This window comes from Allobosea sp. AK1, assembly GCF_006714945.1.
GTDB classification, from domain to species: domain Bacteria; phylum Pseudomonadota; class Alphaproteobacteria; order Rhizobiales; family Beijerinckiaceae; genus Allobosea; species Allobosea robiniae.
Map to the genome: position 1 here is coordinate 4,271,243 of NZ_VFMG01000001.1, position 12,596 is coordinate 4,283,838.

At 67.1% G+C, this 12,596-nt stretch carries 15 protein-coding genes; 10 read left to right on the forward strand and 5 right to left on the reverse strand.

What is annotated here, in order from left to right; genetic code table 11:
* Nucleotides 1-44: 44 nt before the first annotated feature.
* A complete protein-coding gene (locus FHT98_RS20530) occupies nucleotides 45-1,562 on the reverse strand; it encodes a sensor histidine kinase (protein ID WP_061964359.1) in 1,518 nt (505 codons plus the stop codon).
* Nucleotides 1,563-1,649: 87 nt separating this feature from the next.
* Here FHT98_RS20530 and FHT98_RS20535 point away from each other — a divergent pair, with 87 nt between their 5' ends.
* The 6 genes from FHT98_RS20535 to FHT98_RS20560 all read left to right on the forward strand — a co-directional run bounded on the left by FHT98_RS20535 (nucleotide 1,650) and on the right by FHT98_RS20560 (nucleotide 5,018).
* Complete coding sequence (locus FHT98_RS20535) at nucleotides 1,650-2,201, forward strand: thermonuclease family protein (protein WP_185745229.1); 552 nt, start codon at nucleotides 1,650-1,652, stop codon at nucleotides 2,199-2,201.
* Between the two features lie 99 nt (nucleotides 2,202-2,300).
* Nucleotides 2,301-2,753 (forward strand): hypothetical protein, encoded by a 453-nt coding sequence (locus tag FHT98_RS20540; RefSeq protein WP_113586025.1) that lies wholly within the window; start codon nucleotides 2,301-2,303, stop codon nucleotides 2,751-2,753.
* 96 nt (nucleotides 2,754-2,849) lie between these two features.
* Entirely contained in the window at nucleotides 2,850-3,461 is a 612-nt protein-coding gene (locus FHT98_RS20545; protein ID WP_061964355.1) for a glutathione S-transferase family protein, read from the forward strand.
* Complete coding sequence (locus FHT98_RS20550; RefSeq protein WP_061964353.1) at nucleotides 3,461-3,928, forward strand: hypothetical protein; 468 nt, start codon at nucleotides 3,461-3,463, stop codon at nucleotides 3,926-3,928. The genes FHT98_RS20545 and FHT98_RS20550 overlap by 1 nt, the downstream gene beginning before the upstream one ends.
* Nucleotides 3,928-4,395, forward strand: a complete 468-nt coding sequence (locus FHT98_RS20555; protein ID WP_061964351.1) for a hypothetical protein — start codon at nucleotides 3,928-3,930, stop codon at nucleotides 4,393-4,395. The genes FHT98_RS20550 and FHT98_RS20555 overlap by 1 nt, the downstream gene beginning before the upstream one ends.
* Complete coding sequence (locus FHT98_RS20560; RefSeq protein WP_142115134.1) at nucleotides 4,392-5,018, forward strand: uracil-DNA glycosylase family protein; 627 nt, start codon at nucleotides 4,392-4,394, stop codon at nucleotides 5,016-5,018. Before FHT98_RS20555 ends, FHT98_RS20560 begins: the two co-directional genes overlap by 4 nt.
* Before the next feature lie 9 nt (nucleotides 5,019-5,027).
* Here FHT98_RS20560 and FHT98_RS20565 read toward each other — a convergent pair whose 3' ends face one another.
* The 3 genes from FHT98_RS20565 to FHT98_RS20575 form a co-directional block, all read right to left on the reverse strand.
* Nucleotides 5,028-5,411, reverse strand: a complete 384-nt coding sequence (locus FHT98_RS20565) for a porin family protein (RefSeq protein ID WP_142115135.1) — start codon at nucleotides 5,409-5,411, stop codon at nucleotides 5,028-5,030.
* A gap of 138 nt (nucleotides 5,412-5,549) precedes the next feature.
* Nucleotides 5,550-6,644: a TRAP transporter substrate-binding protein gene (locus FHT98_RS20570; protein WP_061964347.1), complete on the reverse strand. Its 1,095-nt coding sequence runs from the start codon at nucleotides 6,642-6,644 to the stop codon at nucleotides 5,550-5,552.
* Between the two features lie 244 nt (nucleotides 6,645-6,888).
* Nucleotides 6,889-7,974, reverse strand: coding sequence for a TRAP transporter substrate-binding protein (locus tag FHT98_RS20575; protein ID WP_091855680.1), 1,086 nt, complete (start codon nucleotides 7,972-7,974; stop codon nucleotides 6,889-6,891).
* A gap of 188 nt (nucleotides 7,975-8,162) precedes the next feature.
* On the opposite strand from FHT98_RS20575, the gene FHT98_RS20580 reads away from it, so the two are divergent.
* From FHT98_RS20580 to FHT98_RS20590, 3 genes are read left to right on the forward strand one after another with little or no spacing between them, the layout of a single operon-like run.
* Complete coding sequence (locus FHT98_RS20580; RefSeq protein ID WP_091855679.1) at nucleotides 8,163-8,675, forward strand: GNAT family N-acetyltransferase; 513 nt, start codon at nucleotides 8,163-8,165, stop codon at nucleotides 8,673-8,675.
* A gap of 19 nt (nucleotides 8,676-8,694) precedes the next feature.
* Entirely contained in the window at nucleotides 8,695-9,747 is a 1,053-nt protein-coding gene (gene speB / locus FHT98_RS20585) for an agmatinase (RefSeq protein ID WP_142115136.1), read from the forward strand.
* Nucleotides 9,744-10,523: a hypothetical protein gene (locus tag FHT98_RS20590; protein ID WP_061964338.1), complete on the forward strand. Its 780-nt coding sequence runs from the start codon at nucleotides 9,744-9,746 to the stop codon at nucleotides 10,521-10,523. The genes speB and FHT98_RS20590 overlap by 4 nt, the downstream gene beginning before the upstream one ends.
* A 15-nt stretch (nucleotides 10,524-10,538) precedes the next feature.
* On the opposite strand, the gene FHT98_RS20595 is transcribed toward FHT98_RS20590, so the two are convergent.
* Nucleotides 10,539-11,213 carry a spermidine synthase family protein gene (locus tag FHT98_RS20595; RefSeq protein WP_142115833.1) on the reverse strand — a complete coding sequence of 225 codons (675 nt, stop codon included), beginning with the start codon at nucleotides 11,211-11,213 and terminating at the stop codon, nucleotides 10,539-10,541.
* Nucleotides 11,214-11,392: 179 nt separating this feature from the next.
* Between FHT98_RS20595 and FHT98_RS20600 the strand changes: the two genes are divergently transcribed.
* Nucleotides 11,393-12,595: an MFS transporter gene (locus FHT98_RS20600; RefSeq protein ID WP_142115137.1), complete on the forward strand. Its 1,203-nt coding sequence runs from the start codon at nucleotides 11,393-11,395 to the stop codon at nucleotides 12,593-12,595.
* Nucleotide 12,596: the final 1 nt, after the last annotated feature.

Here is a 12,596-nt window from a genome sequence, read left to right on the forward strand (position 1 = left end):
AAAGGATGTCGCCGACGGGTGGGGCGAGATTCGGGCGCTCGCGATCACGCCGCCCGCGTCTTCGGCTCGGGCAGGGCGGCGAGCGTGTCCATCACGCGCTCGGCCGGCAGGGTGATCGTGACCTCGGTGCCGGCGCGCGGCCTGGACTTGAGGTGGAAGCCGCCGCCATGCAGGTCGATCAGACCCTTGACGATCGGCAGGCCGAGCCCCGAGCCCTGCTCCGCGGTCTTGATCGCGAGCGAGCCGCGCCCGAAGCTCTGCATCACGATCGGGATCTCGTTCTCGGGGATGCCCGGTCCGGTATCGGCGACGGAGACATATTGCCCGCCGGTCGCGGTCCAGCCGACCTTGATCGTGATCTCGCCGCCCTGGGGCGTGAACTTGATCGCGTTCGAGAGCACGTTGAGCACGGCCTGCCGGATGGCGCGCTCGTCCGCCCAGACGCGCGGCAATTGCGGCTCTGCCAGCGCGCGGATGCTCTGGCCCTTCGCCTTGGCGCGCAGCGCCAGCATGTGCTGGCAGTCCTCCACGACGCTGGGCAGCGAGAGCGCCTCCTCGTTCAGCTCGTATTTGCCGGCCTCGATCCGCGACAGGTCTAGGATTTCGTTGATCAGGTCGAGCAGATGCTGGCCCGATCCATGGATATCGCCCGAGTATTCCTTGTAGGCGGCATTGGCATGCTCGCCGAAGATCTCGTTCTTCATCACCTCGGAGAAGCCGAGGATGGCGTTGAGCGGGGTGCGCAGTTCGTGGCTCATCGTGGCCAGGAAGCGCGACTTGGCGAGGTTCGCCTCTTCCGCCTTGCGCCGCGCCTCGTCCGAATTGGCGTTGGCGGTTTCCAGTTCCGCGATCAGCGCGTCCTTCTCGGCCCGGAAGACGATCGAATCGACCGAGCTCGCATAGAGGCGGTTGGCGAGGAAGATGAAGAAGAGCTGGGCCGAGGCCGCCATCAGCGCCATGGTGACGCTGTCCATGTCGCGCCGGTCCCAGAAGAAGACCATGATCCCGGCGATGATCGGGGTCAGCCCGGCATAGACCGCGATCGGGATCGTCGCCGAGAGCATCACGGTGAGCGCGCTGACGATCAAAAGGGCGGTGGTGACGAAGACCTTGGCGCCGGGCGCGTCGACCGGGACGAACAAAAGCAGCAGCAGCGACCAGGCCAGGCCGTGCAGGCCCTCGGCGAAGGCGAAGAGCCGGCGCCAGAGCTTCAGCCGGACGTCGTCGGGGACCTGGGCGAGAAAGCGCCGCGCGATCAGCACGATGATCAGCGTCGTGAGCAGCACTGCGCCGCTCCACACCGCGACGATCGGGGTCGGCAGCCAGAGGCAGGCGGCGGCGGCGATGCCGAGCACCAGAACGAACGTGCCGGCCGAGCCGGCGATCCGGTACTGCGCGAAGACCCGCAGCAATTCGTTGTCGAAGGCGCGTTCCAGCCCGGTCGACGAGGTCAGCCGTTCGCGCGCGGACCTGACCTCGCGCGTGACCAGCTTCCGGCGCGCCACGGCCGAGGGGTCGGGTCCGCGCCCGCGCTGCACCTGTTCGGCCGTCACTTCCGTCATGGTCGGGTGCGTGTATCCTCATTCGGCCGCTGCGACATGCAGGGGCCGGCTCGCCATCATGGACACCAAATCGTTAAGCTCTTCCTGATGGCACCCTTCGGATTCGGTCGCTCCCGCTATGGACCTTTCGGCTGGCGCCGTGTCGGCCGGCCGGTCGACTTTGTGGTCGCGCTCGGGCTGCTCGGTTTTCTCGGTCTCGCCGGCGCGATCCTGCAATACCGCCTCGGCCCGGCGCGGGAACTCGTCGGCGCAGCCCAGGCGATCGACGGCGATTCGGTTCGCCTGCTCGGCGAGGAACTCCGGCTGGAGGGTATCGACGCGCCCGAATACCGCCAGAGCTGCACCGCGCGCGACGGCAGACGGGTGGCCTGCGGGCGTGAGGCGCGGCGCGCCCTGCAGGCGCTGTTCGCGCGCGGGGTCACGCGTTGCGAGATCGGCAAGGCCGACCGCTACGGCCGCGGGCTCGCCCGCTGCTGGCAGGGCGAGACCGACATCAACGCGACGCTGGTGCGCGAAGGCCACGCGGTCTCCTACGGCGCCTATCGCGCCGAGGAGGACGCGGCGCGGGCGGCCGGTCGCGGCATCTGGGCGACGCAGTTCGAGCGCCCGGAGGCCTGGCGCCGCAGCCAGGGCCGTTAGGAAGAGCCCATCGCAAATCGTTCAAATGACGGACGTCCTGTTCCGCGCCAGTTGCGATCTTCCGATCAGGCGGAAGCGCCGGGCTGGGAGGATTGAAACATGGTCGCGCCGTTCACCTATAATTTCTTCGGCCACCCCGAATTCATCTTCAATCTGAGCGGCTCGGTCGGGTTGAACGGCGCCAACAAGAGCGAGGATGTTCAGTTCATCCAGTTTGCTTTCAAGATTCTGGCGAGGCGCAGTCCCTTCGCGGAGCTGAACGCCGCGATCAAATCCATCGCCGTCGGTGAGCCCTGCACTGGCCGGGAAGGCGACAAGCTCGTCACGGCGATCCGGGCCTACCAGAAATGCCGGGCCGGCCTGACGGCTGACGGCAAGATCAATCTGGTTCCCACCAACACGAACGGGAAGCTCTATACGATATACGCGATCAACATGGATCTCGTCGTTGAAGAGGGGGTGGACTACCCTCGCGTCGACCGGGTGTCCGGCTGCCCGGCCCTTGTGAAACAGGCGATCAGGGACATCTTTCACGACACCAAGGGAGATTGAGCCGCTCCCGGTGTCCGCCCACGCCGCATACGCTCAACATGGTTGACCGCTGCGCCGCCGTCGTGATCGGGTGCCCTCCGACACGGAGGCTGTTCGATGAAGCTCTATGATGGCGGACGGGCGCCGAATCCACGGCGGGTCCGCATCTTCTTCGCGGAGAAGGGTGTGCCGCTGCCGGAGCTCGTGCCGGTCGACATCGCCCGCAAGGAACACCGGACCGAGGCCTTCACCAGGCTGAACCCCGCCCAGCGCCTGCCCGTCCTCGAACTCGACGACGGCACCGCGCTCGCCGAGACGATCGCGATCTGCCGCTATCTCGAGGCGCTGCACCCGCAGCCGCCATTGTTTGGTCGGGATGCGAAGGAACAAGCCACCATCGAGATGTGGAACCGGCGCGTCGAGCTTGGCCTGTTTGCCAGCGTCGCCGCGATCTTCCGCCACAGCCACCCCTCGATGGCGGAGCTGGAGGACCAGGTGCCGGAATGGGCCGAAGCCAATCGTGACCAGATGGACGACCATCTCTGGCTGATCGAGCTGCAGCTCGCGGCCAATCCCTTCATCTGCGGCGAGGCCCTGACGGTGGCCGACATCACCGCCGGCATCGCCATCGACTTCATGAAGCCGTCGCGCGTGCCGCTGCCGGAGGATTTCGTCCATATCCGCCGCTGGCATGGCGCGCTGTCAGCCCGGCCGAGCTGGAAGGTCTGATGCTTCGCCTGGTCCTGGCCCTGCTTGCCGCCCTGGCTTCGTCCGTTCCGGCCTCGGCCGCCGAAAGGCTGAGCGGCGAGGCGATCGAGCGCGCCTTTCGCGGCAACACGGTCTCCGGCCGCTACACCAATGGCGGCTTCTTCACCGAGTATCACGACCCGAATGGCCAGGCGCTCGGCCACAATGGCTGGCAGGCCAATACCGATGCCTGCTGGATCACCAAGCCTGACCGCATCTGCTATTATTACGGTCCGCAGAGCGACCGGACGGTGCATTGCTTCTCGGTCGAGATGAGCGGCGATCTCTATGTCCTGCGCAACAGCGGCAACGGCATGGTCAATGCTCTGGCCAAGATCGAGCCCGGCAATCCCCGTGGTCATACCGATAACGGCACGCCGTGGTATTGCGACGGGCTGATCTCGCGGGGGACCGAGCCCCCGATGAGCCGGAAACTGGCGCGGCGCTGATGTCCCGGTTTGCAGGCCTCGCGATTCTTGCCTTGAGTCTGCTGGCGGCGGCCCAGGCCGCGGCCGTCGAGCGACTGAGCGGCGAGCAGATCAGGCAGCTCTTCGAGGGCAACACCGTCTCGGGCCGCTATTCCGGCAGCAACCTGCCGTTCAGCGAATATCATCACGCCGATGGCCGGGCGAGCGGGCATAATCGCAACGTGCCGAACACCGATGCCTGCTGGATCACGACCCCGGACGCCGTCTGCTATTACTACGGCCCGCAGGAGAAGCGCCGCACCTATTGCTTCACCATCGAGACCAGCGGTGACCTCATCGTCATCCGCAGCCGCCCGAGCGGCCGCATCAACGGCCTCGCCCGCGTCGAGAAGGGCGATCCCTACGGCTACGCCGCGAGGAAATCCGACTGGGTTTGCGACGGGCTGATCTCGCAGGTGCCGGGCCGGTCGCGGCTGGCGCGCCGATGAACGCGACGGAGCGGCTCGACGAGGTGCTGGCGGAGCTGCGTGCCTGCCGCATCTGCCGCGACGAGCCTCGCTACCTGCCGCCCCTGCCGCATCAACCCCGCCCGGTCATCCAGGCATCGGTGACGGCCAGGATCTGCATCGCCGGCCAGGCGCCGGGCACGCGCGTCCATGCCAGCGGCCGGCCCTTCACCGACCCCTCGGGCGTGCGCCTCAGGAGCTGGCTCGGCATCGACGAGACGATTTTCTACGATGCGGCGAAGATCGCCGTGGTGCCGATGGGGTTCTGCTTTCCCGGCCTCGACGCCAAGGGCGGCGACAAGCCGCCGCGGCGGGAATGCGCGCCGACCTGGCGAACCCGCGTCTTCGCGGCGCTTCCCCGGATCGAGCTCGTCTTGGCAATCGGGCGCTATGCCCAGAACTGGCATCTCGGCCCGAAGGAGGCCGCCAATCTCTCCGCCACCGTCGCCAACTGGCGCGAGATCCTCGCCAGGCCGGTCCTGCCGCGCGTCCTGCCTTTGCCGCACCCGTCCTGGCGCAACAATGCCTGGCTCAAGCGCAACCCTTGGTTCGAGGACGAGCTCGTACCGGCCTTACGGGAAGAGGTGGCGCGGCTGCTGCGCTGACAGATTGGTTCAGTAGCGGAAGGGGCTGGAATCGAGCCCGCGATTGACCTGGCCGCGCACGCCGACGACCGAGCGGACGGGCCCCAGCGCCGTCTCTCCCCGGGTTTCGAGATAGACCAGCCCATCGGCCCGGCTGCCGTAGCCGTTGCGCGAACTCTTGCCGAACTCGGCGCGGACCGAGCCGCCGGCCCGCACGCAGAATGCGGAGCCCTCCACCCGGACGAATCCGGCACCGTATTCGGGGCAGGGGCGGGCGGCGGCGCCGGGCTTGGGAGCGGGCTTGGCGTAGACTTCATGCGGCGCGGGCTTTCGCGGCAGCGGCTCGCCGATCGACTGCGCCGAGGCTGCGGACGCGAGGCCGGACAGAAGCAGGGCAAGGGCAGTGCGGAGCATGGCTGGAATCCGAGGCGACGATCCCTGCTACTGAGCCAGCAAGGCGCAGTTGTGGCAAGGCCGCCGGCTCTCGGCCCGCCAATAGAAAACCCCGGCTTGCGCCGGGGTGAGTGTCCCTCGCGCTACGGCTCCGTTGGATCAGAGCTGGTTCGAAACGCGCGAGCGGATCAGGAAATTGTCGAACGTGTATTCGGCGATCTGGAACCAGAGATATTCGTCGCCGCGGAACGCCGCCATCGAATCGTAGAGCTTCTTGAAGTCCGGGTTCTTGGCGGAGGTTTCGGCATAGACCTCCTTCGAGGACTTCAGGCAGGCTTCGAGGATCTCCTGCGAGAACGGCCTGAGCTGCGCGCCGCCGGCGACGAGGCGCTTCAGCGCGGCCGGGTTGCGGGCATCGTATTTCGCCTGCATGTCGATATTGGCCTGGGCGGCGGCCGTGGTGAGCAGCGATTTGTAGGTCTTCGGCAGCTCGTTCCATTTCTTGTCGTTGATGAAGAAATGCAGTGCCGCGCCGCCCTCCCACCAGCCGGGATAGTAGTAGTAGGGCGCAACCTTGTTGAAGCCGAGCTTCTCGTCATCGGCCGGGCCGACCCATTCGGCCGCATCGATCGTGCCCTTTTCGAGCGCCGGATAGATGTCGCCGCCGCCGATCTGCTGCGGCACGACGCCGAGCTTGCTCACCACCTGCCCGGCGAAGCCGCCGATGCGCATCTTGATGCCTTGCAGGTCGGCGACCGTCTTGATCTCCTTGCGGAACCAGCCGCCCATCTGGCAGCCGGTATTGCCGCCGGGCAGGGCGTAGATGTTCGCCTTCTTGTAGAACTCGTTCAGAAGCTCGTTGCCGCCGCCATGGTAGAACCAGGCATTCTGCTGGCGCGAATTCAGCCCGAACGGCACCGCGGTGCCGAAGGCGAAGGTCGGGTCCTTGCCGACATAGTAATAGGATGCGGTATGGCACATCTCGACCGTGCCGTTGGTGACCGCATCTGCGGCTTGCAGGGCAGGCACGATCTCGCCGGCCGCGAAGACCTGGATCTGGAACTTGCCGTCCGTCGCTTCCGAGACCGCCTTCGCCAGCACCTCCGATGCGCCGAAGATCGTGTCGAGCGATTTCGGGAAGGATGATGTGACGCGCCATCTCACCTCGGGCATGGACTGCGCGATGGCCGGGCTCGCGATCACCCCGGCAGCAGCTCCGGCCCCGGCAACCTTCAGGAAATGACGACGACTCATCGATTTTGCCCTCCCCCAGGCCATGCGCGCCGGTTTTCCGGTCGTCGCGAACGCCTGTGAGGAAAGCAGGTCTGTTGTCGGGTGCAAGAGGAATTTGCATGGCAATCATGCAAATTCGTCATGAGTCGGCTGCGAACCTTTTCGAAGCGCGATCGATGAGGCCGCGCGTTTTCGCCGTTTCGATGAAAAAAGGCCCGGCTTTCGCCGGGCCTCCTGTCGATGAGCCGTCGTGGCGCCGGATCGCTCAGCGGGCGCGCGTGCGGACCTGGAAGACGTCGAAGCTGAGTTCGGCGACCTGCCACCAGAGATACTGGTCGGAACGGAAGGCGGCCATGGCCTCGATCGCCTTCTTGAAGTCCGGGTTCTTGGCCGAGATCTCGGCATAGAGCTCGTTGGAGGCCTTGAGGCAGGCTTCCATCACGTCCTGCGGGAAGGGGCGCAGCTGCGTGCCGGCCGCGACCAGGCGCTTCAGCGCCGGCGGGTTCACCACGTCGTACTTCGCCGCCATCTGCGTGTTGGCATAGGTGCAGGCGGCCGTCAGCGCGGCCTGGTAGGCCTTCGGCAGGGCGTTCCACTTCTCCAGGTTGACGAAGGCGTGGACGGTCGGCCCGCCCTCCCAGAAACCCGGATAGTAGTAGTACGGCGCGACCTTCGCGAAGCCGAGCTTCTCGTCGTCATAGGGGCCGACCCACTCGGCGCCGTCGATCGTGCCCTTTTCGAGCGCCGGATAGATGTCGCCGCCGCCGAGCTGCTGCGGCACGAGGCCGAGCTTCTGCAGCACCGAGCCGGCGATGCCGCCGATGCGCATCTTCAGGCCCTGGATGTCGGCGACCGACTTGATCTCCTTGCGGAACCAGCCGCCCATCTGCGCGCCGGTATTGCCGCAGGGCAGGCCGTAGGCGTTGAACTTCTTGTAGAACTCGTTGAACATCTCGTTGCCGCCATGCTGGAACAGCCAGGCGTTCTGCATGCGGGCATTGAGGCCGAACGGCACCGAGGCGGCGATCGCGAAGGTCGGGTCCTTGCCGACATAGTAATACGAGACGGTATGCGCCATCTCGACGGTGTTGTTCGTGACCGCATCGAGGGCCTGCAGCGCCGGAACGATTTCGCCGGCCGCGAAGACCTGGATCTGGAACTTGCCGTCGGTCAGCTCGGAGACCATCTTGGCCATGATCTCGGCGCCGGCATAGATCGTGTCGAGCGACTTCGGGAAGCTCGACGCCAGGCGCCATTTGATTTCCGGGTTCGACTGGGCGACGGCCGGCATGGCGACGGCGGTCGCGGCAGCGCCAGCCGCGGCGGTCTGGATAAACTGACGACGCTTCATCTAGACATTCTCCTCGGATGTTTGGCGGATGCGGGCGTTTCGAAACAGGTTCTGCCGCCCGGCGTTCGGAATCGGGTTGTAGCGAATGGATTTTCGAAGTGCGAGGGATTTCATCGCCGATTCCTGCGACTTTCGGCTAGTTTCCATCCCCATCTTGGCGGGCTTCTGCGGCAGTGGTTAAAGCGGGCATGATCGAGACCGAAAACCTCCGCCTGCGCCGTCCCGAAATCGGAGATCTCGAAGCGATCCATGCGATGCGCAGCGATCTCGCCATCGTCCGCTTTCTCGGCGGCCGGGCGCTCAATCGCGAGGAAGCCTGGCATCGGCTGACCCGCATCGTCGGCCACTGGGCCCTGCGCGGCTATGGCATGTTCGCGGTCGTCGAGAAGCGTAGCGGCGCCCTGGTCGGAGAGGTCGGCCTGTTCGACGGTTGCAGGGGTCTCTCCCCGGATTTCGACAATGCGCCGGAGGCCGGCTGGATTCTGGCCGGCGAGGCGCAGGGCAAGGGCTATGCGGGGGAGGCGGCGGCGGCCGCGCATCGCTGGTTCGCCGCTGCACATGGCGAGCAGCGCAGCGTCTGCATCATCGCGCCCGAGAATCTTGCCTCCTTCCGTGTGGCGCACAAGCTCGGCTACAAGAGCTTCGGACAGGTCGATTACCAGAACGGGCCGGTGGTGATGCTCGAACGCATTCCCGGCTGACGAAGCGGAGCGGGGAAATATGGATCAGGACAGGCTCGCGAAGCTGCGGGAGCGCTATTCCGGCAGCGGCGGCGGCGAAATCCGCGACCCGCATTTCGCCAAGGTGGCTGCCGGCCAGTTCACCGGCGACCAGCGCAAATGGCCCTTCGCGGATGTCGCGACCTTCCTCGGCGCGCCCTATCGCCCTGACGCCCTTGCCGCGCCCGGCCTCGGCGGCCTCGATGTCGCGATCATCGGCGTGCCCATGGATCTCGGCGTCACCAACCGCGCCGGCGCGCGCCTGGGCCCGCGCGCCGTCCGTGCGATCGAGCGCATGGGGCCGATGGATCATGCGCTGGGCACCGCGCCCTTCACCATGCTCAAGGCGGCCGATATCGGCGACGTGCCGTTCCGCTCGCGCTATTCGCTGGAGACCTGCCACGAGGATATCGAGGCGACCTTCAGGACGATCGTCGAGGCCGGCGTTTCGCCGCTTGCCGTCGGCGGCGACCATTCGATCACCTACTCGATCCTGAAGGCGGTCGGCGCGAAGCGTCCGGTCGGCATGGTCCATATCGACGCCCATTGCGACACCTCCGGCCCTTACGAGGGCTCGAAATTCCACCATGGCGGGCCGTTCCGGCAGGCTGTGCTCGACGGCGTGCTCGACCCGCAGCGGGTCATCCAGATCGGCATCCGCGGCGGCGCCGAATATCTCTGGGAGTTCTCCTACGAATCCGGCATGACCGTGATCCATGCCAACGAGGTCGACGATCTCGGCCTCGACGCGGTGATCGCCAAGGCGCTGGCCGTGATCGGCGACGGGCCGACCTATGTCTCCTTCGACGTCGATTCGCTCGATCCCGGCTTCGCGCCCGGCACCGGGACGCCGGAAGTCGGCGGCTTGAGCCCGCGCGAGGCCCTCGCGATCCTGCGGGCGCTGAAGGGGCGCGACATCGTCGCCGCGGATGTCGTAGAGGTGGCGCCGCAATACGACGCGACCAGCAATACGGCGCAATGTGCGGCCCAGGTGCTCTTTACGGAGCTCTGCCTGTTGGCTGAGGCGCGCGTTTCGGGAAAAGGAAGACCATGATTCGGATTCGATCGATCGCGCGGATCGCCGCGCTGAGCGGGTTGTGCCTGCTGACCCCGGCTGCGCGTGCAGAAGTGCCGGCCAATGGGCAGGCCTATCTGGATGCGGCCCTCGCTTCCGTCGAATCGCTGCTCAGGCTCTACGATGGCAAGGGAGCTCTGCCGCGCCTGTCCGATCCGGTCGATGGCAAGGTTCTCGCCGATGTCTGGAATGTGCCGGCGATTCTCGGCAAGGCACCCTATGGCGCCGCCGATCTCCCGGCGCTGCACGATATCGTGCAGAAGCAGACCCGCGTCCTTCAGGTCTACGCGCTGTTCCAGCCGGGGCAGGGCCGAAAGGAGCCGGACCTGGCCGCGAACGCCGTCGAATTCCAGGATGAATTGACCCGCGCGCGCGTCTTCCTGCTCAAGGCGGCCGGCGGCACCTTGTCGGCGATCAACGATTTCTCCTTCAGGCTGAAGGAGGAAGACAAGACCGAGGCGCGGGCGCAAGGCTTGCGGCAGATGCGGCTCGGCCTGCAGGAGATCGTCGTCGGCGCGGCGCTGGCGCTGCGCGGCGCCGGGCTGAGCGATGCGAATCGCCTGCTGATCGCGCAGGCTTTCGCGGAGAATGCCGGGGGCATCGCCGCCGCGCTCGCACCGCCGGACCGCAACGCCCTCGTCGGCGCGCTCCAGGCGGTGAGCCCGACCCTGAAGCCGGAAGCGCAGAAGGCGGTTGCGGAATTTGCCTCTGTCGTGGCCGCCGCTCCCTGCGAAGGCTTCTGCAAGGTCAATTGAGACAGGCCCGGCCTTTCAGGGCCGGGTCGCCAGCCAGATCACGTGGCGCGCCCCGCCGCCGGTGCGGCGGGCGCGTGCCGTCACCTCCTCGGTGGCGAAGCCGGCCTGGCGCAGCCGCCGGGTGAAGCCATGGTCCGGCCCCGAGGACCAGACCGCGAGAATGCCGCCGGGCCGCAGCGCGGCCTTGGCGGCCTGCAGCCCCGCCGCCCCGTAGAGCTGGTCGTTGCCGGCGACGGTCAGCCCCTCCGGACCATTGTCGACATCGAGCAGGATGGCGTCGTGGCGCCCTTGGCCGGCCGCGATGGCCGCGGCGACGTCGGTGACACGCATCTGCACGCGGGCATCGTCGAGGCTGCCGCCGAAGACTGCGGCCATCGGGCCCCGCGCCCAGGCGACGACGGCGGGGATCAACTCGGCCACCTCCACCTGCGCGTCATCAGGCAGCTTGGCAAGCGCGGCCCGCAAGGTGAAGCCCATCCCCAGGCCGCCGATCAGGATGCTCGGCTGCCGGCGCTGTCCCAGCCGGTCGCAGACCAGGGTCGCCAGCGCCTCCTCCGAGCCGCTGAGGCGGCTGTTCATCAGCTCGTTGCTGCCGAGCATGATCGAGAATTCGCTGCCGCGCTGCTTCAGCCGGAGGTCGCCGCTGCCGTCCGGCAGCGCTGCGGTATCGAGGGTGGTCCAGGGTATCACGTCGCTCTCGTCTGTCTGGGAAGCCGCCTTATAGCGCATTTGGCTCGAACGCCTGGAAGCCAAAACGATATGCGCTGATTGCATGAAATATCGTCACGCACGACGTTGATCGGTCGATGCTGCATGGCTATCTCATGTTGCGGCGCAGCATTGCGCCTGCTTCTCCGTGAAAGCCCGTCATGACACTCGCCGCGAACGATCGCAGCCTGGATGCGCCGGTATCCGCCCGTACGCCCGCCTCGGTGGGGCTGGTGCTGTTCGCGCTGGCCATGGGCGGCTTCGCCATCGGCACCACCGAATTCGCGGCGATGAGCCTGTTGCCTTATTTCTCGGCGGGGCTCGGCGTCGATGAGCCGACGGCCGGCCACGTCATCAGCGTCTATGCGCTCGGCGTCGTCGTCGGCGCGCCGCTGATCGCGGTGCTGGCGGCGCGCATCCCGCGCCGGACGCTGCTGATCGGGTTGATGGGCCTGTTCGCGCTCGGCAACGGGCTGAGCGCGCTCGCCCCGAACTATCACTGGATGCTGGTCTTCCGTTTCCTGAGCGGGCTGCCGCACGGCGCTTATTTCGGGGTCGCGGCGCTGGTCGCAGCCTCCCTCTCGGCGCCGAACCGGCGGGCGCAGTCGGTGGCGCGCGTCATGCTCGGTCTGACGGTCGCGACGATCATCGGCGTTCCCGCCGCAAGCTGGATGGGGCAGGTCCTGGGCTGGCGCTCGGGCTTTGCCATCGTCTCCGCGCTCGCCTTGCTGACGGCCCTCCTGATCGCGCTGTTTGCGCCGCGCGATGCAGTGCAGCCTGGCGCGAGCCCATTGCGGGAGCTCGGTGCGCTGAAGCGCCGGCAGGTCTGGCTGACGCTGGCGACCGGCGCCATCGGCTTCGGCGGGCTCTTCGCCGTCTACGCTTATCTCGCTTCGACCCTGATGGCGGTGACCGGGGTCTCGCCCGCACTGGTCCCGGTCGTGCTCGCGGTCTTCGGTCTGGGGCTGACGGCAGGCACGCTCGTCGCCGGCTGGGCGGCTGACAGGGCGCTCGTTCCCGCAACCGCAGGCATGCTGCTCTGGAGCGCCTTCTGGCTGGCGGCCTTTCCCTTCGCTGCTGGCAATATCTGGGCGGTGTCGCTGGTCATCTTCATGATCGGCAGCGGCGGCGGGCTCGGTGCCATGCTGCAGACCCGGTTGATGGATGTCGCCGACGACGCGCAGACGCTGGCTGCCGCGCTCAATCACAGCGCCTTCAACACCGCCAATGCGCTCGGCCCCTGGCTCGGTGGCATGGCGATCGCCGCTGGCTACGGCTGGACCTCGACCGGCTGGGTCGGTGCGGCGCTGGCGCTCGGCGGGCTCGCGATCTGGATCGTCGCGGTTCTCGACGCTCGCCGCTGAG

What these genes read in the sequence shown, in the direction of transcription:
- FHT98_RS20530 (WP_061964359.1), bottom strand. Translation starts at nt 1,562, where the DNA reads ATGACGGAAGTGACGGCCGAACAGGTGCAGCGCGGGCGCGGACCCGAC.
- FHT98_RS20535 (WP_185745229.1), top strand. Translation starts at nt 1,650, where the DNA reads ATGGCACCCTTCGGATTCGGTCGCTCCCGCTATGGACCTTTCGGCTGG.
- FHT98_RS20540 (WP_113586025.1), top strand. Translation starts at nt 2,301, where the DNA reads ATGGTCGCGCCGTTCACCTATAATTTCTTCGGCCACCCCGAATTCATC.
- FHT98_RS20545 (WP_061964355.1), top strand. Translation starts at nt 2,850, where the DNA reads ATGAAGCTCTATGATGGCGGACGGGCGCCGAATCCACGGCGGGTCCGC.
- FHT98_RS20550 (WP_061964353.1), top strand. Translation starts at nt 3,461, where the DNA reads ATGCTTCGCCTGGTCCTGGCCCTGCTTGCCGCCCTGGCTTCGTCCGTT.
- FHT98_RS20555 (WP_061964351.1), top strand. Translation starts at nt 3,928, where the DNA reads ATGTCCCGGTTTGCAGGCCTCGCGATTCTTGCCTTGAGTCTGCTGGCG.
- FHT98_RS20560 (WP_142115134.1), top strand. Translation starts at nt 4,392, where the DNA reads ATGAACGCGACGGAGCGGCTCGACGAGGTGCTGGCGGAGCTGCGTGCC.
- FHT98_RS20565 (WP_142115135.1), bottom strand. Translation starts at nt 5,411, where the DNA reads ATGCTCCGCACTGCCCTTGCCCTGCTTCTGTCCGGCCTCGCGTCCGCA.
- FHT98_RS20570 (WP_061964347.1), bottom strand. Translation starts at nt 6,644, where the DNA reads ATGAGTCGTCGTCATTTCCTGAAGGTTGCCGGGGCCGGAGCTGCTGCC.
- FHT98_RS20575 (WP_091855680.1), bottom strand. Translation starts at nt 7,974, where the DNA reads ATGAAGCGTCGTCAGTTTATCCAGACCGCCGCGGCTGGCGCTGCCGCG.
- FHT98_RS20580 (WP_091855679.1), top strand. Translation starts at nt 8,163, where the DNA reads ATGATCGAGACCGAAAACCTCCGCCTGCGCCGTCCCGAAATCGGAGAT.
- speB (WP_142115136.1), top strand. Translation starts at nt 8,695, where the DNA reads ATGGATCAGGACAGGCTCGCGAAGCTGCGGGAGCGCTATTCCGGCAGC.
- FHT98_RS20590 (WP_061964338.1), top strand. Translation starts at nt 9,744, where the DNA reads ATGATTCGGATTCGATCGATCGCGCGGATCGCCGCGCTGAGCGGGTTG.
- FHT98_RS20600 (WP_142115137.1), top strand. Translation starts at nt 11,393, where the DNA reads ATGACACTCGCCGCGAACGATCGCAGCCTGGATGCGCCGGTATCCGCC.